18 protein-coding genes and 1 tRNA gene are annotated in these 21,759 nt (G+C 62.2%); 8 read left to right on the top strand and 11 right to left on the bottom strand.

Annotated elements, in window-relative coordinates:
- Window positions 1-21 precede the first annotated feature (21 nt).
- Window positions 22-567, bottom strand: a complete 546-nt coding sequence (locus tag WKV53_RS06275; RefSeq protein ID WP_341403506.1) for a DUF6438 domain-containing protein — start codon at window positions 565-567, stop codon at window positions 22-24.
- 121 nt (window positions 568-688) lie between these two features.
- Between WKV53_RS06275 and WKV53_RS06270 the strand changes: the two genes are divergently transcribed.
- The gene (locus WKV53_RS06270) at window positions 689-2,278 is read left to right on the top strand and encodes a family 43 glycosylhydrolase (RefSeq protein ID WP_341403505.1); all 1,590 of its coding nucleotides are present in this window, start codon (window positions 689-691) and stop codon (window positions 2,276-2,278) included.
- Between the two features lie 463 nt (window positions 2,279-2,741).
- Complete coding sequence (locus tag WKV53_RS06265) at window positions 2,742-6,692, top strand: beta strand repeat-containing protein (RefSeq protein ID WP_341403504.1); 3,951 nt, start codon at window positions 2,742-2,744, stop codon at window positions 6,690-6,692.
- A 107-nt stretch (window positions 6,693-6,799) separates the two neighbouring features.
- On the opposite strand, the gene phoU is transcribed toward WKV53_RS06265, so the two are convergent.
- A complete protein-coding gene (gene phoU / locus WKV53_RS06260) occupies window positions 6,800-7,507 on the bottom strand; it encodes a phosphate signaling complex protein PhoU (protein ID WP_341403503.1) in 708 nt (235 codons plus the stop codon).
- Window positions 7,508-7,518: 11 nt separating this feature from the next.
- A complete protein-coding gene (gene pstB / locus WKV53_RS06255) occupies window positions 7,519-8,379 on the bottom strand; it encodes a phosphate ABC transporter ATP-binding protein PstB (RefSeq protein WP_341403502.1) in 861 nt (286 codons plus the stop codon).
- Window positions 8,380-8,505: 126 nt separating this feature from the next.
- On the opposite strand from pstB, the gene WKV53_RS06250 reads away from it, so the two are divergent.
- From WKV53_RS06250 to WKV53_RS06235, 4 genes are all read left to right on the top strand, one after another.
- The gene (locus WKV53_RS06250) at window positions 8,506-9,132 is read left to right on the top strand and encodes a DUF47 domain-containing protein (RefSeq protein WP_341403501.1); all 627 of its coding nucleotides are present in this window, start codon (window positions 8,506-8,508) and stop codon (window positions 9,130-9,132) included.
- A 10-nt stretch (window positions 9,133-9,142) separates the two neighbouring features.
- Complete coding sequence (locus WKV53_RS06245; protein ID WP_341403500.1) at window positions 9,143-10,612, top strand: inorganic phosphate transporter; 1,470 nt, start codon at window positions 9,143-9,145, stop codon at window positions 10,610-10,612.
- A 33-nt stretch (window positions 10,613-10,645) separates the two neighbouring features.
- Complete coding sequence (locus WKV53_RS06240) at window positions 10,646-11,497, top strand: hypothetical protein (protein WP_341403499.1); 852 nt, start codon at window positions 10,646-10,648, stop codon at window positions 11,495-11,497.
- A gap of 174 nt (window positions 11,498-11,671) precedes the next feature.
- Complete coding sequence (locus WKV53_RS06235; RefSeq protein WP_341403498.1) at window positions 11,672-13,036, top strand: ATP-dependent Clp protease proteolytic subunit; 1,365 nt, start codon at window positions 11,672-11,674, stop codon at window positions 13,034-13,036.
- 57 nt (window positions 13,037-13,093) lie between these two features.
- Here the strand turns inward: WKV53_RS06235 and WKV53_RS06230 are convergent, their stop codons facing one another.
- Entirely contained in the window at window positions 13,094-14,056 is a 963-nt protein-coding gene (locus tag WKV53_RS06230) for a glycosyl hydrolase family 18 protein (RefSeq protein ID WP_341403497.1), read from the bottom strand.
- 83 nt (window positions 14,057-14,139) lie between these two features.
- Between WKV53_RS06230 and WKV53_RS06225 the strand changes: the two genes are divergently transcribed.
- Window positions 14,140-15,426, top strand: coding sequence for a putative sensor domain DACNV-containing protein (locus tag WKV53_RS06225; RefSeq protein WP_341403496.1), 1,287 nt, complete (start codon window positions 14,140-14,142; stop codon window positions 15,424-15,426).
- Between the two features lie 22 nt (window positions 15,427-15,448).
- On the opposite strand, the gene WKV53_RS06220 is transcribed toward WKV53_RS06225, so the two are convergent.
- From WKV53_RS06220 to WKV53_RS06195, 6 genes are all read right to left on the bottom strand, one after another.
- Window positions 15,449-16,168 carry a hypothetical protein gene (locus tag WKV53_RS06220; RefSeq protein WP_341403495.1) on the bottom strand — a complete coding sequence of 240 codons (720 nt, stop codon included), beginning with the start codon at window positions 16,166-16,168 and terminating at the stop codon, window positions 15,449-15,451.
- Window positions 16,169-16,215: 47 nt separating this feature from the next.
- Complete coding sequence (locus WKV53_RS06215; protein ID WP_341403494.1) at window positions 16,216-16,809, bottom strand: YdeI/OmpD-associated family protein; 594 nt, start codon at window positions 16,807-16,809, stop codon at window positions 16,216-16,218.
- A 70-nt stretch (window positions 16,810-16,879) separates the two neighbouring features.
- Window positions 16,880-18,028 (bottom strand): dipeptidase, encoded by a 1,149-nt coding sequence (locus tag WKV53_RS06210; RefSeq protein WP_341403493.1) that lies wholly within the window; start codon window positions 18,026-18,028, stop codon window positions 16,880-16,882.
- Window positions 18,029-18,278: 250 nt separating this feature from the next.
- Window positions 18,279-19,145, bottom strand: a complete 867-nt coding sequence (locus WKV53_RS06205) for a S1C family serine protease (protein ID WP_341403492.1) — start codon at window positions 19,143-19,145, stop codon at window positions 18,279-18,281.
- A 34-nt stretch (window positions 19,146-19,179) separates the two neighbouring features.
- A complete protein-coding gene (locus WKV53_RS06200) occupies window positions 19,180-19,623 on the bottom strand; it encodes a hypothetical protein (protein WP_341403491.1) in 444 nt (147 codons plus the stop codon).
- On the bottom strand, window positions 19,620-20,096 hold the full coding sequence (locus WKV53_RS06195) for an RNA polymerase sigma factor (protein WP_341403490.1): 477 nt from the start codon (window positions 20,094-20,096) through the stop codon (window positions 19,620-19,622). The genes WKV53_RS06200 and WKV53_RS06195 overlap by 4 nt, the downstream gene beginning before the upstream one ends.
- Window positions 20,097-20,142: 46 nt before the next feature.
- On the opposite strand from WKV53_RS06195, the gene WKV53_RS06190 reads away from it, so the two are divergent.
- Window positions 20,143-21,483 (top strand): glycoside hydrolase 5 family protein, encoded by a 1,341-nt coding sequence (locus WKV53_RS06190; RefSeq protein ID WP_341403489.1) that lies wholly within the window; start codon window positions 20,143-20,145, stop codon window positions 21,481-21,483.
- Here the strand turns inward: WKV53_RS06190 and WKV53_RS06185 are convergent.
- Window positions 21,481-21,553: transfer RNA gene (locus WKV53_RS06185), tRNA-Ile, on the bottom strand. The two genes, WKV53_RS06190 and WKV53_RS06185, sit on opposite strands and share 3 nt — an antisense overlap.
- Between the last annotated feature and the right edge of the window lie 206 nt (window positions 21,554-21,759).

Below are 21,759 nucleotides of genomic sequence, written 5' to 3'. Positions count from 1 at the left end.
GCCACAAGAAGCCGCGAGGTTTCATGGAGAGGCTTTTGGCACCGGCTTCCAGTCGGTTCGCGCACGGATGCCATCGATCAACTGCTGGATCACCCAAAGGTTGATCGGCCCCGCGCCACCATAGTCGGAAACCTTCTTCGCCCCGGATGAGGAGCTCGCGGTCACGATGCAGGTGGCCGCGTCGGTGAAGCCAGCCTTGTAACTCCCGTTCATTCGCTCGAAGCCATTCTTCTCCAGCAAATAGGATAGACGCTCGAACTCGTAAGAATTGATTTCTCCTTCGAAGTCTCCCTGCTGCGCCAAATGCGCCCGTGGCTTGTATTCAGCCCTGCCATCGCGGTGGAGGATGACCGTGTAAACGGGACATGTTCCATAGCAGGCTGTTCGCTCGAGTGAAATGGATTGGTAGTAGGTCGGATGGCCCTCGGGAAACGACGATTCGTCGACCCTGAGCCGTGAGGTTTGAATTTGGTGACGGATCGTCCACCCCGCAAACGCGCAGAGAAGCACCAGTGCATACCAAAAGATTCCAAACTTATAGAATGGCTTCAACATGCCGCTCTTCATCGGATCAAGGTCCCTTTAGCCATTTCGATAGCCGAAGGCAATCAGTGAGGAATCACCTCAAAGATGTATGACAACTCCATTCCTTGCACCAATGATCCAGCACTCGTATCACCCGTAAAACATGTTCCGCCCGCTCGCCATCACCCTCTGCCTGCTCGCCTCCGTCTCCGCCGTCGAGAAGACCTTCCTCAATCCAATCTCGGAAGGTGCCGACCCGTGGGTGACGAAGAACGGCAAGCAGTACGTGTGGTGCCACTCGGAAGGAAACCGCGGAATCGCCCTCTGGGTCTCCGACCGTCTCACCTCGATGGGCCAGAAGCACGTGATCTGGACCGCTCCGGAAAGCGGTCCCTATGCGAAGGAAGTCTGGGCCCCGGAGATCCACCTGTTAGATGGCAAGTGGCATGTCTATTTCGCCGCCTCAGACGGGAAGAATGCCAACCACCTGGCCTACGTGCTGACCTCGCGCGATGCCGATCCGCTCGGCCCTTACACGGTGCATGGGCCTTTCGCCACCGGCGATGGCAAGGATGGGAAGTCGCCGAACATCTGGGCGATCGACATGACCGTGCTGGAAGTCAGCGGCAAGCGCTACGCCATCTGGTCCGGCTGGGACGCCCCCGGCACCGACAAGCAGTTCCTTTACATCGCCCCGATGAAGTCGCCGACGGAACTCTCCGGCCCGCGCGTCTTGCTCGCGAAGAACGACGACTACCTCTGGGAGCGCACCGAGGAGAAGCAGGAGTCGCGCGGCCTCGCCGAAGGCCCCGAGGTCCTGCAAAACGGCGGCCGCACCTTCGTCACCTACTCCACCGCCGCTTCATGGCTTCCAACCTACAAGCTCGGCATGCTCGAACTCACCGGCAAGGACCCGCTCGATCCCAAGTCATGGACCAAGCGCCCCGAGCCGGTGTTCCGCGGCACCGATGAAACCTACGGCATTGGCCATAGCTGCTTCGTGAAAAGCGCGGACGATCGCGAGTGGTGGCATGTCTATCACGCCAAGCGCGACAAGGGCACCGGCTGGCGGCGGGCGATCTTCGTGCAGCCCTTCACCTTCGGCGCGGATGGCCTTCCGGACTTCGGCAAGCCCGTCGCCCCCGGCACGCCCCTGCCCTTTCCTTCCGGCGAGTCATCGCCCACTCCCAAGCTCCCCGTCAGCGCGGATTTCACCCAGGGCCACCCCAAGGGATTCTCCTACTACGGCCACCTGCAATTCGTCGCCTTCGAGAAGGATGGAATGCATCTCGGCACCGTTCCAGAGAAGCCCGTCAATGACTACCGCAGCGGCGAAAAGCTGGTGCTGGATGGCGGCGAATTCACGGACTTCGAAGCAACCGCCACGCTGCGCTTCGTGAAGGGCGACCGCGATGCCGGGCTCCTCTTCCGCGTCACCCAGCCTTCGGTCGGCTTCGATGCCCAGAGCGGCTACTTCGCCGGCCTGATCCCTCGCGACAAGATGCTGGTTCTCGGCAAAATGGACGGCAAGGGCTGGAAGGAAATCGGTCGTGCTCCGGTGGAGTTGCCAGCCGAAGCGACCCATCAGCTCGGCGTGATCGCCCGCGGTCCCGTGATCAAGGTGACCCTGGGAGGCAAGGAGGTCCTCACGGTTCGCGATGAAAGCTACCCCGCCGGCACAGTGGGCCTGCGCGTGGTGGATACCCACGCCTGCTTCAGCAAGCTGGAAGTGAAGACCGTGGGTGGCAGATAAGGCCACCGGGAGTCATCTGGCAGACTTGGAGAAACGGAATTCGCCCTTCATTCGCGCAACAGTGCCGCGGGTGAAGCAGGTGGATTCCGTTTCCTGCATTATATGTTGAAAATCATGCAGGCAGGACAGCTCTGCCTTGATTTGGCGGCGGTTTACGACAGGGAAATAGGAGACCCAAGGTTCAAGCAACCCATCACCGCTTGTCCGACAAATCCATGAACGTCTCCTCCGGCATCGCCCCTCGCGGCCTTGTCCAAATCCGGCGGTTCGCATGCCGAATCGCCAATCCGTCGTTTCGCGCATGGAGCCCTGATCCGGGCTCTGACTGCCATCACTAGCAGTCTCCAGTAACCGGCGACTCCCCACTCGCCCGACTCAATCCCGAGACCCCAAGCCCGTCTTTCGTCCGATTTCACGAATCGAATCTTATCCACCTCCCAATCCAAACCCAGCAAACCCCGCCATGTCACAACCCATCCTTTTCCGCACCCTCCCGCAGGTCGCCATCGGAGCGGTCTTTATCTCGCTCGCCGCGACCGCGGAGGCCGTGACCTACTACAAGGCTAACAACACCACGAGCCTCACCAACCTGGGCTCATGGTGGCTCGATGCCACAGGCACCACCGCCGCGACCGACGCGCCGATCAATACCACTTCTCCTTCCGCAGTCTGCATCTGGAACAATCTGGTCACCACCGCGAACACGATCAACGTGGCCAATGTCGGCATCCAGACCATCCAAATCCTCGACCCCGGCGGGCTGGTCACCTTGGCGTCCGTCGGCGCGGCACAGACCATGACGGTTGGCAGCGGTGGCGGCATCGACATGACTGCCGCGACGCAGGATCTCACGATCGACAACGTCTTCTACCGCGCCTCCACCGCGAACGCGAATGTGGCGGTCAAAGTGAAGACCGGCCGCACGCTGACTTTCGGCTCCACAGCCACGTTCAACGTTCGCAACAACAGCGGCGGCGTCACCTACAACTTCAACAACGATGGGGTAAGCACCGGCACCATCAAGATCGCTGGCAACTTCCAGCCCACGAACATCGTGCTCGGCGGCGGCGTCCTTGAATTGAACAGCCCCGGTGGCAGCACCGGCCGCATCGGTACGCCCTCCACCACGATCAATGCCGGCAAGCTCGTGATCAGCAATACCAGCGGCTCCGCCACCGGCGGCGGCACCGTCGCGATCAACAACACCGCCACGCTGGCTGGCAACGGCCTCATGACCAGCGTCGTCTCCGTGGCGTCGGGTGGCACCGTCATTCCGGGAGAAGGCGTCGTCGGCAGCATCACTGCAGGGGGGCTCAATCTTGCCGCCGGATCCACCATCAAATGGGAAGCCGTTGACACCACCACGTCCGACCTCATCACGGTATCGAATGCCGACGGGCTCGTCATCAATGGCGGCACCGTGGAGCTCTACAATGTCGGCACCAACACGCCCTTCACCGGCACCGGCACCTACAATCTCTTCGCCTTCAACGGAACCATCGGCGGCGCTGGCATCTCCTCCTTGGCCGTAGCGGAGAGCTCCAAGATCTCCGGACAGACCTACACCTTCGGCGTGTCCGGGAACTTCATCACCCTCACCATCGAAGTCGGCAGTCGCCCGCAATCATTCTGGAACATCAACAACAGCGGCACCTGGGCCACTCCCGCAAATTGGACCAGCAACGGCGTGCCGAACGCCGTCTCCGCCATCGCCAACCTCGGCGGTGCCCAGGGCACGCCGATCACCCAGCCGCGCACCGTCACGCTGGGGGCAGCCGCCACCGTCGGAGTCCTCAGATTCAATAGCGCCCAATCCTTCACCGTGGCCGGAGCCAGCACCCTGACCTTCGATGACGGGATCGCTGGAGCCACCTTGCAGGTCGTCAGCGGAAGCCACACCATCAGCGCGCCGCTGGGCCTCACGGACAACGGCCTGACCGCCAGCGTGGAGAATGCGGCCAGCACCCTGACACTCGGCGGACAAATCGACGGCAGCGGCGGCCTTGCCAAGTCCGGTGCGGGCACCTTGATCATCGCCGCCGACGCCTACCACGCTGGCACCACCACGGTCGGCGGAGGCACACTGCAGGTCGGCAACGGAGGCGCGAGCGGCTCGATCAATGGTCCGATCGCCAACAGCAGTGCGCTGCGCTTCAACCGCTCCGACGACGTCACCCTCAACTACGCGACCAGTGGCACCGGCAGCGTGACCTATGCAGGCACCGGCAAGTCCACCCTGAATGCCGCGAGCACCTATAGCGGCCCGACCACGATTTCCGCCGGCACGGTCGAAATCGCGGATGGTCTCGCGCTTCAGAACAGCACCCTCACCCACTCCACCACCGGTGGCAATCTGACCGTCTCGGAATTCCTCACCTCGGTGACACTCGGTGGCCTGACCGGTGACCGTTCCTTCCCGCTCACGAACACGATTGGCGATCCCGTCTCGCTCACCGTCGGCCAGAACAATGCAAGCACCAGCTACCCCGCCTCCACCGCTGGCACCGGGGCCGCGTTCACCAAGGCTGGGACGGGCACCTTCACCCTGACCGGCACCCATACCTTCAACGCAGCCGCCACCATCAATGCGGGCGTCCTCGCCTTGGACACCGGCTCCAGCTTCACCGCCGGCTCACTCACAACCACAGCCGCTGGAGCCAAACTCCGCGTGAACGGAGGCTCTTTCCATGCCACCGGGACCGGATCGCTCGTCAATGCATCTGCCGGTCTCGAACTCGTCGCCGGCAGCGTCGCGATCGACGGGGCCGTCTCCAATCCCGCCAACGTCGCCTCCGGGGCCTTCTTCATCAATGCCAGCGGCGGCACGCTGAATGCTGGCAGCATGAGCATCAGCCGCGGTGCCCTCAATCTCGGCACCACCGAACCCGCCGCAGGCTCGACGACCGCCGGCCTCTACGTGCACGGAGCGGCAGCCACCATCACCAATACCCTGCTGATCGGCAACAATGCCAACTCCAGCGTCAGCGCTCGCGTCGACAGCGGCAGTCTCACCGTCAATGGAGCCACCACCGTCGCCATCAATAGCCCGGACCGCTGGTCCATCCTCGACATCGGCGGCGGCACCTTCACCTCCACCGACGTCAATCCCGCCGGGGGCGTCCTCCTCGGCGGAAACGCCGCCGGCCAGGTCGTCATGCACGTCCACGGCACCGGCACCGTGGCGAAGGCGGAGCGCTTCCAGTTCGGCCAGGCAGCGCTAGGTGGCACCTCCATCCTCCGGCTCGCCGGTGGCGAACTCTACGTCGGCAGCGGCGGCATGAACCTCGGCTCCACCGGCCCGATCACCGCCCAGCTGAAACTCGAAGGCGGCACCCTTGGTGCCCTCGCCAACTCCACCTCGAACGTGCCGGTGAATCTCAACGGGCCCGCCGTGGTCACCGGATCAGGCCCAGCCAATGAGCCCCGGGTGATAACCCTGACAGGTCCTGCGACCGGCACCGGCTCGCTCACCAAGACCGGCGCGGGCACCGTGATCTTCAGCTCCGCCACCAGCAACTTCTCCGGACCCACCACGGTCAGTGCAGGCACGCTGGGTTTCGGCGGCCAGACCAGCGGCTTGGTCACGGTGAATTCCGGCACCACCTTCGCCCCGCAAGGCCTCCTTTCCGCCAACGCGGGCGCGGCCATCAATGGCGCCCTCAGCCTCACCTACGATAGCTCGTCCTCGCCGCGGGTCCCACGGATCACCAGCTCGTCCGGCCCTATCACCCTCGGTGCAACATCGACACTGGCATTCAGCGGCTCGGGCACCCTGACAGGATCTACCCACGTGATCCTCAAGTCACTCAGCGGCGGCGTGACCGGTACCTTCGCCAGCGTCACCGGCCTGCCCAGCGGCTTCACGCTCAACTACGCCTATGATGACGATGGCAATGGCGCCACTCCGCCAGTCGTGGCCATCATCAATCCTGCCGCAGTCACTCCATTCGAATCGTGGATCCAAACCTACGTCGGCGGCGGCAGCGTTCCGGCCAATCAAGCCGGTGCCACCGATGATCCGGACCGCGATGGCCTGGACAACATCACCGAGTTCGCCTTCGACGGCGACCCCGGCGACGGCAAGAACAACGGCCGGATCTACGGCCTGGCGCAAGACGGCGGCGACGTCGATACCCAGAAGCAACTGCTGCTCACCGTGGCCGTGCGGACCGGCACTTCGTTCACCGCCGGCACCCCGGCAACCGGCAGCAATCCGGACGTCGGCTACACCATCGAAGGCAGCACCGGCCTCACCACCTTTGCCACCGGCGTCAGCGTCGAGTCCACGCCGGTCGCCCCGCCAAATCCACCGGCCCTCCACAGCGGCTGGGAATGGAAGACCTTCAGCCTCGATGGATCGAACGGCCTGACCGGAAAAGGCTTCCTCCGCGCCAAGGCCTCCGCCGCTCCCTGACCTCCTCGCACAAACGCACCGCCCGCGACGGGTTCATCCTGTCGCGGGCTTTTCTTAAACGCAGGCGCGTTCGTGAGAACGCGGAAGCAGCCAAACAGCACGCCCCCTCACTCGACCTGCGGTTCCTTCGGCGGGATCCGGCTCTTGTCGTGCCTGATGTCGCGGGCCGAATCGAGATACACCGCGTCTTCCCCGATGTTCACCGCGAGGTCGCCGATCCGCTCCAGCGAGCGAGCGACGAAGATGAGATGCAGGTAATCCTCCGCACCTGAGCCGCCCTCTTCCAAGCGCGCGCTAAACGTGGCGATCAGCCGCTTGTGAAGCTTGTCCAGCTCCTTGTCGCGCGCCTTCAGAGACTCACCGAGCTCGGCATTGCGATCGGAGTAGGCGGACAATGCATCGCGCAGAAGCTCACCGGCCATCGCATAGAGCGGCTCGATGAATGGCACCTCGGCACACGCCGGACGGGCGATCATCTTGCGCGCACGCTTGGCGATGTTCACCGCATGATCAGAGATACGCTCAAGGTTCGACGCCACCTTCATCGAGGTGATCACCAGCCGCAGGTCACTCGCGACCGGGTGAAAGCGGACCAGCGCTTCCATGCCGATGCGATCGATCGTCATCTCCGCTTCGTCCACCTCGTCGTCATCGGCCACCACGGCCTTGCACTTTTCCAGATCACGCTCGAGCAGGCCCTGCATGGCGCGTTCCAGATTGAGGCGGGCCTGCCCGGCCATGGCGATGACCTCGTTGCGAAGCGCGCCGAAGGCTTGGTCGAATTCGCGGAGAATATGTGGAGTATCCGAGTGCATGGAGGGGAAATTCAGCCGAACCGGCCGCTGATGTAGTCCAAGGTACGCTTGTGAGTCGGGTTTTCGAAGATCTTTCGCGTGGTGTCGTACTCCACCATCTCGCCCAGGTAAAAGAATGCCGTGCGATCCGACACCCGCGTCGCCTGCTGCATGTTATGCGTGACGATGACGATGGTATAGTGCTCGCGGAGGCTCATGATAAGATCTTCCACATGCGAAGTGGCGATCGGATCGAGCGCCGAGCACGGCTCGTCCATCAGGATGATCTCGGGATCCACCGCCATCGTGCGGGCGATGCACAGCCGCTGCTGCTGGCCGCCAGACAGCCCGGTGGCGATGTCGTCCAGGCGGTCCTTCACCTCATCCCACAGCGCCGCGCGCCGGAGCGATTTCTCGACCACCTCGTCGAGCGCCGCCTTCTTCCGCTCGCCAAGGGTGCGCGGACCGTAGGCCACGTTCTCGTAAATGCTGCGGGGAAAAGGGTTGTACTTCTGGAAGACCATCCCGACATGGCGGCGGAGCTGCACGGGGTCGATCGATCGGTCAGCGATGTTAGCCCCCTCGATGATGATCGAGCCCTTGGTGACCCGCGCCCCGGGAACGAGATCGTTCATCCGGTTGAAGCAGCGCAGCAGCGTCGTTTTCCCGCAGCCGGAGGGGCCGATGAAGGCGACCACCTCGTTGGTCGGCACGTCGAGGGTGACGTTTTTCAGGACCTGCTTGTCCCCGTAGCAAAAATCGACGCCTTGGACTTGGATCGCTGGCACATCGGCCGGACTTTTCGGGGCGGAAGCGGGCGTCGCGGGCTGTTCAGACGTCATCGGCGGGGCATTCGGCCGTCTCCGCGGCGGGGCTTCGGTTACCAGTGACATGGCGGCTTGTAAAGATCCGGCCCCCGCTTCAGCGTCGGGCCGCCGGCACTCTGTCAGGGAAATCCCTTCGTGCGGCTTGCCACGTGTGACGATTTCGACACAAATCCCGCCCGAAACCTTTCCCCAATGATCTCGATCCAACGCCTTTTCGGCAAAGAGGACCGCTTTTTCGACCTGCTCATCGCCAGCGCCGAGGAGGCCCGCCAGAGCATCGTCGGCCTCAATCACATCCTGCGCCACGAGAAGGCCCCCTCCCTCGACAAGTTCGCGGAAGTCCGGAAAAAGGACAAGGCGATCACCCAGGAAATCAGCGAACTCTTGGTAAAGAGCTTCGTCACCGCCCTTGAGCGGGAGGACATCGAGGCCCTCTCTACCGCCCTCTACAAGATCCCGAAGACCGTCGAGAAGTTCGTCGAACGATATCTGATCTCGCAGGACAAGGTGGCTACCACCGACTTCAATCGCCATGCCGCGATGCTCGATGAAGCGACCGGTCTGGTGGTCGAAATGATCCAAGCCCTGCGCAAGGGTATGGATATCGTGAAGATGAAGGAACTCAACGACCGCATGCAGACCATCGAGGGCGATGCGGACAAGCTCATGCTCGAGTGCCTCAAGGAGCTCTACGGCGGCAAATACGACGCCCTGTTCGTTGTCATCGTTTCCAACCTCTACGACCTGCTGGAAAAGGTCTTCGATCGCTGCCGCGACGTCGGCAACGTGGCGAAACAGATCGCTTACAAGAACTCCTGAGCCGCCGGACATGACGCTCATCATCGTCGTCATTCTCGTCGCGCTTGCCTTCGAGTTCATCAATGGCTTCCACGACACGGCGAACTCCATCGCCACGGTCGTCTCGACGAAAGTCCTCACGCCGCGGCAGGCGATCATGCTCGCCGCTTGCACCAACCTGATCGGCGCCTTGATCGGCCACGCGGTGGCGAAGACGGTCTCGTCGGGCCTGGTGGATTCTCAGTTCGTGAATTCCTCGGTGATCATCTGCGCGCTCTTCGGCGGGATCGTCTGGAACCTGCTGACCTGGTGGCTCGGCCTCCCCTCCTCTTCCACGCACGCCATGGTCGGCGGCCTGTGCGGTGCCACGATGGCGAATGCCCAAAACATCTTGGGCAAGATCAACTTGGACGCCATCATCTGGACCCAGGAAAAGCTGAAGGACGGCAAGATGGTGAAGGAAGGCGTGATCCACAAGGTCCTCATCCCGATGATCGGCTCGCCGGTGATCGGTCTCATCGGCGGCTTCCTCGTCATGACGCTGCTCTATGCGCTGCTCCGGAATGCCCGCCCGATGTGGGTGAACCGCTTCTTCGGCCGCGCCCAGATTTTCAGCGCCAGCTACATGGGCTTCGCCCACGGCTTGGCGGATGCGCAGAAAACCATGGGCATCATCACCCTCGCGCTGGTCGCCGCCACCACCGCCGGCTCATTCGACAAGCTGCCGGACTTCCTCCACTTTCTCAAGATGGAGAAGACCCCCGCAGCGGAGCAGTTGCTCGGCACCGTGATCGCCGGCAAGCAGACCCAGGAGACCGCCGCCGCCCTCGAGGCCGAGGGCTTCAAGATGCGCTCCGGCGAGTTCCGCGAAGCCTTCCTCTCGCTCGCTGCGGAGGTCCATCAATCGCTCGGCGATGAAGCCGGTGCCACCCGCACCCGAAGCGATGTGAAGAAGGACTACGACGCCAATGTCGCCTACGAGAACTCTCGTATTTTACCCAAGCTCCCCATCCTCGGTGAAATGGTCGCGGTCAAGGTCACCGACTGGCCGAAGACTCTGAAGTCCGAGGGCGAGAAGGCCGCCAAGGACGGCAAGCCACCACTCAAGGCGATGGCCTCCAAGGTCCGCGAACTCTCGCCTGACGTCCCTGTATGGATCAAGGTCGTCTGCGCCCTCACCATGGCCGCAGGCACCTCCGCCGGTGGCTGGCGCATCATCAAGACCATGGGCCACAAGATGGTGAAGCTCCAGCCGGTCCACGGCTTCGCTGCCGAAACCACCGCCGCTACCTTGCTGGCGGTTACCGGGAAATTCGGTATGACCGTCTCCACCACCCACGCCATCACCACCGCGATCATGGGCGTGGGCGCCACCAAGCGCTTCAGCGCCATCGACATGGGCATCGTGCGGAAAATCCTCGGCGCCTGGGTCCTGACCCTCCCTTGCGCCTTCGGCGTCGCCTACGTCTCGATGTGGCTGTGGTTGAAGATCGCGGGTTGATTTCCACCAACGCGCGGCTAAGAACCGCCGCCCATGCCTCCGCAAGCTTCCGCCCGCTCGCCTCTCGCCGGCTGCCTGATCTTCATTCTGGCCCTGCTGATCATGGTCGGCTTGATCGCCTTCACCGCGTGGATGCCCTTCCGCCAGGCCGCCGAGATCGAGAAATTCACCAAGGAGGCCCCTGCCCCGGTCGCCGTAGAACCCACCGAGGGCAACGAGGCCAAGGTCAATGCCCTCGTCGCTCGCTTGGAAGCCTTCCGCACCGACCTCGACGACGCGTCCAAGCCGGCCCGGCTCGAACTCACGGCCGACGATCTGAATCTCTCCATCGCCGCCTTCCCGCAGCTCCAGGAGCTCCGCAAGAGCTTCCGCGTCCGCGAAATCACCGCTGACGCGCTGTTGATCGACATCTGCTACCAGCTCAATGGCCGCCCGCGCCTCGCCCGCAAGGATGAAGAGGGCATGATGGCCTCTGATCCCCGCTACCTGATCGGCACAATCAAGGGCCACCCCCTGCTCGCCCGCCGCGAGGTCGCGCTCCAGGTCGAGGCCCTGGAAGTCCCCGGAGCGACCATCCCGCAGGGCTTCATGGAGCACTTTTCCACCCTGCGCCTCTTTGAGCGCTACCTGAAGGACCCCGTTCTCGGCCCCGTGATGGCCAAAATGACCCGCGCCGAGATCAAGGACGGCAAGATGGTCCTCGCCCGCATTCCAGGAGAAGAACTGCCCGAGGTCGTCAGCGACGCCACTTTCAAGCAGGGCAGCCAGCGTTTCATCACGCTGCTCGGCATCGCCGCCTGCCTGTTCCTGGCCTTCGCCGCGACCATGGTCTTCCTCGGCATCCGGAAGCAAAAGCGTCTGGAGAAGGAAGGCGGCGGAAACTGATCTTTCGGAGCTAGCGCGGCCCTACCTTCGTGCCGCCTTGCTTTCCAGTCCCTTACGGACTCGACGGGACGGCATTGCTTGTGCTTGTTTTCCAATAAGACAAGCCCGTGCCCCCGTGCCGCTTGAAAGCCAAGCCTCCGGGAGCCGCGTAGCGCTTTCCCGCACTCCGACATCATGAAAACCACCACCCGTTCCGCCCTCGTCGTCCTCGGTCTGGCCACCGTTGCCATTCTAGCCCAGGAGCCCGCCGCCACTCCGGCCACGGCCGATGCTGCCGCTACCGCCGCCAAGGCCACGGCCGCCACCCCGCCGATCGCCATCGCCGAAATGCCGACGATCAAGCCCGTCGACGTCCCCGCCGAAGTGCCAACCGGCAAACCCGCCTCAGCCGAAGCCCAGAAGCCGGAAGAGAAAAAGGACCTCGTAAAAGAGGAGCAGGAAAAGCTCACCGCCGAAAACAACCTCGCCGCCGCGAAGCTCACCGCGGAGACCAATGCGATGCGCTCCGAAATCACCCGCCTCAAGATGGAGCGGGACCTTCTCACCGAGCGTCTCAGCCTCTCCGCCATCAAGCGCCAGGCCGCGGAAGAAGAAGCGATGAGCAAGATCGAAGCCGAAAAGGCCCAGATCACCCGCGACAACGAACTCTCCAAGGCCCGCGCCGAATACCTCACCAATGAGCTCAAGGCCGTGCAGAGCCAGTCCGGCATCGAGCTCAGCAAGCTCCAGAACCAGATCTCCAACATGGAGATGGAGACCAAGCGGAAGTCCTACGCCGACGCCAAGCCGGTGTATCTCGAGAACCCGCTGCGCGATGACGGCACGCTGGTCATCTCCGACCGCCGCATCCCCCTCAATGGCCTCATCACCATGGCCACCGCGGACCAGATCACTGACCGCATCGACTTCTACAACAATGCCGACAAGAAGCTGCCGATCTTCATCGTCATCGATGAATCGCCCGGCGGTTCGGTCATGGCCGGCTACCGCATCCTCAAGGCCATGGAGTCGAGCGATGCACCCGTCCACGTCGTGGTGAAGTCCTTCGCCGCCTCGATGGCCGCCGGCATCACCACCCTGGCCAAGCAGAGCTACTGCTACCCGAACGCCATCATCCTGCACCACCAGATCAGCTCCACGCTCTTCGGCCAGATGAACCTGACCGAGCAGGCCGAAGTCGTGAAGGAAAGCCAGCGCTGGTGGACCCGCCTTGCCACCCCGGTGGCCGCCAAGATGGGCGTCAGCACCGATGAATTCATCAAGCAGATGTACGCTCACAACAGCAGCGGCGACTGGAGCGAATTCGGCGAAGACGCGAACAAGCTGAAGTGGGTGGACCACATCGTCACCGGCATTGAGGAAACCTCCTTCACCAAGAACCCCGACCTGAAGCCCACCGGCCCCGGCGCCCCACAGCCCGCCGCAGAAGTGAAAGAAGAGGTCGACGCCACCGGCAAGCCCTTCTCCTACCTCCCACGCCTCACGCCTAAGGACGTCTACTTCCTCTACAATCCGGACAACTACTACCGGATGCGCTGAGGTCAGCAACTTGAGGAGGGGGGACACTCTTGTCCCCCCTTTTTCATGTACCCCCTCTCACTTCTTCTCCTTCACCAACTCCCCATGCAGCGCCTCTAACAACGACTTCTCCCCTTTCACGTCGTTGTCCAGCGACCAGATCATCACCCCACCCAGCCCCTCGTCCTTCACGAACTTCGCTTTCTCGCGAATCGTCGGCCGCCCATTGTGCCAGATCGTCTCCCCCACCTGATCCTGCTCACTCGCCTCGGGATGCTTCGCCAGAATATCCGAGTAGCCGAAGCCGCCATCATGAAACTCCTTCCCGAAGCCATAGCCATAAAACGGCACGCCCAGGATCGCCTTCTCCTTCGGCACTCCGCGACCGAGCCAGTATTTCGATGCCTCCTTCGCCATCTCCAGTGACGAATGCTGCCCCGGCGCATTCGGATCCCACGAGCCCCTTGCATCATAGGCCATGATGTTCAGCAGATCGAAGTGACCCAGCGCCGCATCCGGCACCTTGTCTCCGCCATAGCCCTTCGACAGCGCCGCCGTGAGCAACTTCCCCTTCGGCTGGAGCTCTGCAGCGAGGGCCGCGATGAAGTCCCCGTAGTCCTCATTGATCGAGGGCCCTTCGATGTCCACGTCGAGCCCATCGAAGCCGTGCTTCACCACATAAGCCGCGAGCTTCTTCGCGAAGTCCGCCCGCTTGTCAGCAGCCATCAGCTTGAAATAGCGCTCCTTCAGCACCTTGTCACCGGATGCCGATCCTCCACCGATCGACACCAGCACCTTCACCTTCGCCGCCTTGGCTTTCTCTAACAGCGCCTTGTTGCGCTTGTTGAAGGACAGCTCTCCCGTGTCATCCGTGGGATTCTCGAAGGCGATGTTGAGATGGGTGACCTTGGCGTAGTCGATCGTCTTGGAGAACTCCTCCAGATTGATCCAGTTCGGCACATAGGCCACCACCTTGGGATCGGCATGGGCGAGACTGGAGAAAAGCGTGAGTCCGAGCGCGGCGGCGAAGAGGGTTTTCATGGCCCTGCGGAAACGCGCCGATGACAGAGGATGTTTCAAGTCCGGGTCTGGACGGATGCGCTCTCCCGCTCTTTAGTCGGGTCATGTCCGAGATGGTCGCCGCCGCTCCCTCTTCTCCCCTCGACCTCGCCGGGATGGTCTCGCAGCTTCACCAGCTGCTCAATGATCGCCCGGACTGCCCGTCACCAGAGGAAATCCGCCGCGCCTGCGATGTTCTCTACTCCTCCAGCCTGCTGAAGGAAGAGGGCCGAGCCGTTCGCGCCCGTGTCATCCTCGCCCCCCCGGATGCCTTCCCGATCTCGGACGGCCCACCCGACGGCGTCCACGCGATCCGCTTCTCGACCACCCACGCGTTCTCCGCGAACGAAATCAAGCGCCTCAGCCCCGCCGCCAGCTTCTTCCACTCCGCCGTCGCAGTCTGGCCGGACCGCGACCGCGGCATCCGCATCTGGGGCATCCTCAATACCGGCCCGCGCTGGATGAACCTCGTCGCCGGCGGCCGCAAGCCCGCCAGCCACGTCATCCAGCACCCCATCATCCACGTCCGCGACCCCGGCTGGCTGCTTTTCTACCACGACTACCAGCTCATCGGCGAATGGCGCGGCCGCGAGTTCCACGGCCCGCGCCTCGATGTCTTCCAATCCCGCCTCCTCAGCGAGCGCTTCGCCCACCTGCGGCTCCACCTCGTCCAGGAACTCGGTGACCGCTGCCTCCCGCCGACCCTGAGCCAGAACGACTACGCCGAGCTCTGCCACCTCGTCTCACTGCAATTCATCAAGCGCGTCATCAACCTCGTCCGCACCAGCGGCCACGGTGGCACCGTCGTCTTCCTTCCCTCGACCGGCGTGGACGGCGGCGACCCATTCCGCTGGGTCGATTGCAAGTATACCTCAGAATCGGACGAAGCCGGCAATCGCTTCCCCCACCTGATGAAAAAGATCATCCGTCGCGTCGGCCAGCTCTGCCCCGAGGGCTCGACCGTCGAAGACGCCTGGCAGGTCTTTCGCACCAGCAAGGACGCCGAGCTGGATCGCTTGGAAGAAGCCTTCTTCGAACTCGCCCGCTTCTTCTCCGACCTGATGCTCGTGGACGGTGCCGCAGTGCTGGACCAAGCCGCCCGCGTCCTCGGCTTCGGCGGCGAAATCCAAGTCCCCCACAACGTCTTCCGCGTCTTCCAAGCCCACGACCTCGACGGCACCACGCTCGGCGATTGGAATGTCCAATCCGACGGCACCCGCCACCGCGCCGTCTATCGCCTCTGCTCCGTCGAACCCGGCGTCATCGGCTTCGTCATCTCCCAGGACAGCCAGGTCCGCATGATCGCGAACGTGGAAGACTCCGTCATGTTCTGGATGCACTCGATGGTGTGAAGCATCACATCTCGATGTGGCCTCAGTAGCGCTCCTCCGGCTTCGGAAGAATCTCTCCAATCTCCAAGAGCTTTTCTCCGGTCCTCTTGTAGACACGAAAGTCTCTTATCTTGGACAGATCCAGCCCGCGGCCATCCAGCATCTTCTTCATCTCTTCCATGTCCATGCTCGACAACACGCCGGGACTCCAAACATCGACCATGCGATAGCCTTCCTTGTCATGAACCTCGAAGATCCATGTGGATCCATCCAAACCTGAAAGCGTCTCCTCTGCATCACTGAGAGGCATCCAGAAATCCTTCCTTGTCGGCACAATCTCGGCAATAGCCTTCTTGCTCTTCTCGTCCAGTTCCCATGTCTTGTCGTGAACGATCCCCACAGGCCGGTAACTCTCGTCCCTGTGCAATTGGACCGCTCGCGCCGTGACAATTCCGCCCGCCTCGGTGATCCGCACCACCAGCGGATCATGGAAACTGCGAAGGCAGGTAAACCGGAACACTCTATCCACCCCCTTCTCCAGCGGAGATAGAACGGAAGGCTCCTTCATCGCCAACAACTCTTTTGTATAGTAAGAAGCCCGGCCTTCAGGGAAATACGCCTTTCCGGCTGGATCGGCTACCACCTCGAATGCATCGTCTTTCTCAACGACAGCCTTGTTGGGCTCGCCCCCTGCGAAAGGATCCTCCTCAGCTAGAGCACTGCAGGCGATGACCGGAAGGACCATCAGGGCTAGATATTTCATGATCGGAAGATCACAGGATGCATGGTCAGCCATTCTAGTCCAGCCGGCTAATCATTCAGCCCCTTGCCAATCATGATAAGCGGCACGCACTTCTCAATCCGCGCCTCTCGCGTCTTCGATAGCTTGGCCCCGGCGAAGTGCAGCAAGTATCCCCGCTGCCGCCCGGGCGTCAGAGCCTCAAACGCCTTCCTCAAAGCCGCATCACCCTTCAGCCTCTTCTGAAACTCCTCCGGCACCACGAACTCGGAAGTCTTCTTATACTCCACCTCCATCCCCGCCTTCTCCACCTCGATCGCCTCCTTGAGGTAAGCCTTCAAAACCGGCTCCAGCTTCACGATCTCCCGCACATTCGTGAATCGGATCTGCCGCGCCGATTGCACGTTCTCCGTCTGCTGGACTAGGATCCCCTTCGCATCCTTCAGCAGCGCACCTTTCATGAACAGCAGCGCGCAATACTCCTTGAAGCCATGGATGAGGACGACATTACCGCTTTCTAACGAGTAGCAAGGCTTCCCCCACTTCAGCTCCTCCGTCAGCGGACAACTGAGAGCAATCGCTCTCAGCTTCTCGAACTCCTCCTTCCACCTCTCAGCCTTGCCCAAAAAAGCATCCACCTTCGGATTCATGTCGCTCGTTGCCATGGCCTGACGTCTCAAAAGACGACTAACACCAGCGTAGAATCGCGCTGCTGGCGACTCAATCTTCAGCATTTCAAGAGTGCCCGGCAGTGCCCGCGTCAAAGACGCGACAAAAGTTACCGCCACCAATCTTCCCGATTTCCTCGGCCGTGAAGCCCGACTTGAGCATCGCGGCGACCACAGCGTGGTAGAAGCCGGCCTTCTGATCCGGCCAGGCTTGGTTGGTGCCACCACCACGTCTCGCTCCTCCGCCGGGAGGCGGCGTCAGCTTCGTATCGGTCCCGATACCGACATGATCGACGCCGATGACATCCACCAGCGCCCGAACATTGCTCGCGTAATCCTCGGGAGAATCCGCGAGGTGCGTCCACACGCCGATGACACCGCCTGCCTCGGCCACCACCTTCGCTTGCTCCTTGCCGATCAGGCGGGGCTTCATCATATCCGCCATCCGGGGATTCTTCCCCAGTTGGGTATCCAAACCTGTATGGGTGATCAGAACCGGCTTGGTGACGATCTTCAAGGCAGCCGTCACCGTCTCCATATTGGCATGCGCAAGGTCAATGACGATGCCCAGGCGCTCGCACTCCTTGATAACCTTCCCCCCGAATTCAGTCAGCCCGCCGAGGTGAGCCGGCACCGTGTAAATGTCACCCAGCGGCGGCTCCGCGTCGTGGTCGTGAAGCAGCCCGAAGTGCCGCAATCCGCGTCTATATGCCTCTTCCACGCGTTCCAGTTTGCCTTCGAGAAAATGACCACCCTCAATCGATTGGACCACGATCGGCTGGCCTTCATCATGAGCCGTCTGAAGATCTTTTAAATTCAAGGCACGGCGCATCTTGTTCCGGGTCAGAAGCGCGTCCGTCGCGGTCAATCCGTTCACAAAGCGGTCGTAGGCATCGCCAGGCTTGCGGATCGGCTGGTAGTCCACCGCGAAGGTCATGCAGATGGCGGATAGCCCCGAGCGTTTCATCTCACTTGCCAGGTCGACTTCCGGTCCGGGCAAATCCGCAGCGGCAAGCGGCACATCGATGTGGTTGTGCATGTCGATGCCTAAAGTAGCGGCGACGAGCTTCCCGACTTCTGGATCCATCTCGTCCGCAGCCCTCGCCACGGCAGGCATCAGCACTGACGCCACTCCGGCTCCCGCAACGTTAGAGAGAAACTGCCGTCGTGAACGAGTGGATGGATCGAGCGCGGGCTGAGCTGAGGCTAGGTTCATGATGAATCGAGGTGAAACCGTGAAATGGAGTTAGGCAAAGAATCGGAGTGAATTCCAACTGCTCCACCATTCCGTTCGACGGGATACGTGCTACTCAGGGCAACACCCTCGCTGGAAAAGAGTTTCCCAGAACCCACTGCCACGTTTGTGGGAAGAAACTCTCGCCCCCCTATCAAAGCCGGGGCGGTAGGATCCACTCCCGCCGCCCCGGATTGCGCAATGATGCTGAATGCCCGTGACTTTCAAACATTCACTTCACCTTCTGCTGGAGCGCCTCCAGCATCGCGCGAATCTCCTCAAGCTGCTTCTTCACATCGTCATTCGGCGGAGCAGGCGGCTCACCGGGAGCCGTAGTAGGACCGCCGTCCAGGATCTCGACCCTGGAATCCTCCCCGGCGATCTTGACCTCGCCACTCCCGCCACCCGGCATCTGGAAGCGCCGGACGAAGGTGCGCAGCGGCGCACCTCCGGCACGCTGGAAAAGGACATCAGCATCCGCCTTCTCCATCCTTCCCCGCGGGCCCGGGCTTTCCCGTTTGCCGACCACCACATTGGTCTCATGCGTCTCGCCCTTGCGGACGTATGTGATCTTCACCGTGTCGCCTTCCTTCTTGTTGGCGACGAGCACCGAGAACTGGCGCTGGTCGATCAGGATCTGGTCATCGAGCTTCGCGAGCACGTCATTCGTCTGGAGGCCACCCTTTTCCGCAGGGCTGTCCTTCGACACGACCTCGACCAGCAAGCCGGTATCCTCCGGGAGCGAAAGGTGCGCGGAAAGCTCCGGCGGCACCACCGTCGCGTTGACCCCGAGGAAACCAACCGGCCCCGAGCGCATGACCTCTTGGAAACGGCGCTGTGCCTCGCGAACGTCCCACGTCAACGGCTCCACCAGATCGCTCGCTTCAGAGGTGAGAATGGTTACATCCGGAGGCATTCCTGCCATGCCGGCACCTCCGGCCATTCCAAAGACGCGGGGCTGCGCGGCAATAGCCGGAGCGCCGGGAACGCCGGGCGCCTGAGGGATCGGCGGCGGGCCGGGAACAGGTTGCTGAGCCGCGGCTAGGCCACTAGCCGCGGCTAGGCCACTCAGGGCAACTAACAAACAGGTCGTTTTCATGGTACTTGTATCAGTGGTTCGTTGTTTCGATTTTTCAGTAGAGGTCGAGAGAGACGGGCAGCACTTCCTCACGCAGACGGCCTTCCTTGACGGGCTCACCACCACCGGCCCGGGCGTAGACAACTTCATCGATCCAGCGGGTGCGGATCAGGCGGACCGGCTGCTGGTCTTCGCCGACGACGATGCCGAGATCGGCGACTTCCATCAGGTGCTGGACGCTACCCACGGGTTTCAGCGGCTCCTGCGATGGCTGTTCCGCGATCGGTTGCTGCGGAGCAGCGGGTGGCTCATGGCCGAGCCATGCGAAGGCAACTCCCGCCGCAGCGGCGAGCGGTGGCAGCAACAGCCAAAGGCGACGGAGAGAACGCGGCTTCTTCTCCGGCGGCCGGGCCTCGCGCAGGCGCTCCATCAGCTCAGGTCCGGGCGCTGCAGGCGACAGCCGACCGAGCAATTCTTCCAGGTCGTGGTCGGAGTTCATGTCAAAGCGGTGGCAAGGGGTTGGCGAAGGGCTTCAAGGGCGAGGCGATAGCGGGAAGCGGCTGTTCCCTGGGGAATTTCGAGCGCCTCCGCCACTTGGACGAAAGTGAGGCCGCCCCAGAATTTCAGGATGAGCACCTCGCGCTGATCGGGCGGCAGCCGGCGGAGTTCGCGTTCGAGGACCTCCGTGGTCTCGCGGTCATCAGACGAGGCCGTGAAGAGATCACTGCTCTCCTGCTCGCGGACATTGCGGCGGGAGTTCGAGCGACTCAGATCGATGGCGCGGCGGCGGATCGTGGCATAGACCAGCGGAGCCTCCGGCCGCCCTCCGGCGCGTTGCCACGACTCGACCAATGACTCCTGAAGCACGTCCTCGGCGTCGTGCTCACAGCGCGTCTGCTGCCGGGCGAAGAGCAGGAAGCGGGCGGCATTCTCAGCCAGCCAGTCATTCCAGTCCTGTTCGGGGGAAGCCATTCTCACCCCCGAAAGCGGAGCCCTCGGGGAGATTTATCACTCCACGGTGAAGAAAGGCCGAAATCCCCTCACGTATCCGCCGGCGATGCGCCTCACACTCGCCTTCACCGCCGCCCTCGCCAGCATCGCATGGTCCGCCCCCCGCCCCCTGATGAAGGACTTCATCGGCCTCAACGGCCACACGGTGCAATTCAAGCCGGACCTCTACCAACCGGCTGCCCGCCTGGTGCGCGACTACCATCCCGTCGAGTGGGACCTCGGCAAAGACACCGCGGTGCTACCCGAATTTCCCTCCGCCAAGAACCGTGTCGACTGGAGCGGCGTCTATGGCTCCTGGCAAAAACGCGGCTGGATTACAGACGCTTGCCTGATGTTCGAGTCCGTGCCACGGGAAAGCTGGAAGGACATCGACAAGGACGCCGAAGCCTACGGCCGGGCCTTCGCGAAGGAATTTGGCCCATCAAGCGCCCGCAAGCTCGTCGAGTCCGTGGAAGTCGGCAACGAGCCCGGCAAGTGGAGCGATGCCGACTACTCCCGCATGCTGAAAGCCATGGCCACCGGCCTTCGCGCAGGTGACCCCAAGCTGAAGATCGCCACCTGCAACCTCACCACCGGCAAGGGCAGCGACTACGAGAAAAGCGTCACCTGCCTCACCGGCCTAACAGATCTGGTCGACGTCCTCACCATCCACACCTACGCCCAACTCGAAAACTGGCCGACGTGGAAACGCAGCTTCCCCGAAGATCCCGCCCTGCCCCGCTATCTCAAGGACGTCGAAGACCTCTGCCACTGGCGTGATGAGCACGCCAAGACAAAGCCCATCTGGATCACCGAATTCGGCTACGACAGCACCACGCAGCCGCAGGAAAAGACCGGCGACTTCTCCAAGTGGGTCGGCGTCACCGACGAGCAGCAAGCCGAGTGGCTCGTTCGCTCCTACCTCGTCTTCTCCTCCATGCCCGTCGAACGAGCTTACCTCTACTTCTTCAACGACGACGACAAGGCAAGCCTGCACGCCAGCTCCGGCCTCACGCGAAACTTCAAGCCCAAGCCATCGTTCCACGCCGTAAGCCATCTCCAGCAGACGCTCGGCGACTACCGCTTCACCCGCATCGTGAAGAGCGAGCCAACGGTTCGCATTCAGGAGTATCAACACGAGACCGGCACCAAGATCATCTGGGCCGTCTGGACACCCACCCTCGACGGCAAGGAAACCGAAGTCACTTTGGAAAGCGTCCCCGGAAAACTGGCAAGCGCCACAAAAATGCCACTCACCGGAAGCACCAAGGAGCTTGCCTTGCCTCCGCAGCCCACACCTCACTCGGTGAAAATGACCGCAAGCGGCAGCCCTACCTACCTCACCTTCGAAAAGGCTCCCAAAAAGTAGGCCCGGTGGGGTTCGAACCCACGACCAAGGGATTATGAGTCCCCTGCTCTAACCGCTGAGCTACAGGCCCGGATTGCCGCATCGGGGTGGCCGTTACTACCCGCTTGTGAACGGTTCGGGCAAGGCGATTCCGACCATCCGGTGTTCCGCTCGCACCCGTCGGCTGGGCTACGACCGCCCCGGCATGCTGTCGGACACATGGCAAGAATCCCGCCAACACGAATGGATTCACGTATTTTAAAACTATTGTTAGAATACCAATCCACTCACTTCGAC

The sequence above is a fragment of the Luteolibacter sp. Y139 genome, from assembly GCF_038066715.1.
Classification (GTDB): Bacteria; Verrucomicrobiota; Verrucomicrobiia; order Verrucomicrobiales; family Akkermansiaceae; genus Haloferula; species Haloferula soli.
Note: the sequence above shows the minus strand (reverse complement) of the source record. Positions and strands in the feature narration are given on the sequence as shown.

What these genes read in the sequence shown, in the direction of transcription:
- pstB (WP_341403502.1), bottom strand. Translation starts at nt 8,379, where the DNA reads ATGTCACTGGTAACCGAAGCCCCGCCGCGGAGACGGCCGAATGCCCCG.
- WKV53_RS06235 (WP_341403498.1), top strand. Translation starts at nt 11,672, where the DNA reads ATGAAAACCACCACCCGTTCCGCCCTCGTCGTCCTCGGTCTGGCCACC.
- WKV53_RS06205 (WP_341403492.1), bottom strand. Translation starts at nt 19,145, where the DNA reads ATGAAAACGACCTGTTTGTTAGTTGCCCTGAGTGGCCTAGCCGCGGCT.
- WKV53_RS06195 (WP_341403490.1), bottom strand. Translation starts at nt 20,096, where the DNA reads ATGGCTTCCCCCGAACAGGACTGGAATGACTGGCTGGCTGAGAATGCC.
- WKV53_RS06230 (WP_341403497.1), bottom strand. Translation starts at nt 14,056, where the DNA reads ATGAAAACCCTCTTCGCCGCCGCGCTCGGACTCACGCTTTTCTCCAGT.
- WKV53_RS06200 (WP_341403491.1), bottom strand. Translation starts at nt 19,623, where the DNA reads ATGAACTCCGACCACGACCTGGAAGAATTGCTCGGTCGGCTGTCGCCT.
- WKV53_RS06215 (WP_341403494.1), bottom strand. Translation starts at nt 16,809, where the DNA reads ATGGCAACGAGCGACATGAATCCGAAGGTGGATGCTTTTTTGGGCAAG.
- WKV53_RS06210 (WP_341403493.1), bottom strand. Translation starts at nt 18,028, where the DNA reads ATGAACCTAGCCTCAGCTCAGCCCGCGCTCGATCCATCCACTCGTTCA.
- phoU (WP_341403503.1), bottom strand. Translation starts at nt 7,507, where the DNA reads ATGCACTCGGATACTCCACATATTCTCCGCGAATTCGACCAAGCCTTC.
- WKV53_RS06250 (WP_341403501.1), top strand. Translation starts at nt 8,506, where the DNA reads ATGATCTCGATCCAACGCCTTTTCGGCAAAGAGGACCGCTTTTTCGAC.
- WKV53_RS06245 (WP_341403500.1), top strand. Translation starts at nt 9,143, where the DNA reads ATGACGCTCATCATCGTCGTCATTCTCGTCGCGCTTGCCTTCGAGTTC.
- WKV53_RS06265 (WP_341403504.1), top strand. Translation starts at nt 2,742, where the DNA reads ATGTCACAACCCATCCTTTTCCGCACCCTCCCGCAGGTCGCCATCGGA.
- WKV53_RS06220 (WP_341403495.1), bottom strand. Translation starts at nt 16,168, where the DNA reads ATGAAATATCTAGCCCTGATGGTCCTTCCGGTCATCGCCTGCAGTGCT.
- WKV53_RS06270 (WP_341403505.1), top strand. Translation starts at nt 689, where the DNA reads ATGTTCCGCCCGCTCGCCATCACCCTCTGCCTGCTCGCCTCCGTCTCC.
- WKV53_RS06240 (WP_341403499.1), top strand. Translation starts at nt 10,646, where the DNA reads ATGCCTCCGCAAGCTTCCGCCCGCTCGCCTCTCGCCGGCTGCCTGATC.
- WKV53_RS06275 (WP_341403506.1), bottom strand. Translation starts at nt 567, where the DNA reads ATGAAGAGCGGCATGTTGAAGCCATTCTATAAGTTTGGAATCTTTTGG.
- WKV53_RS06225 (WP_341403496.1), top strand. Translation starts at nt 14,140, where the DNA reads ATGTCCGAGATGGTCGCCGCCGCTCCCTCTTCTCCCCTCGACCTCGCC.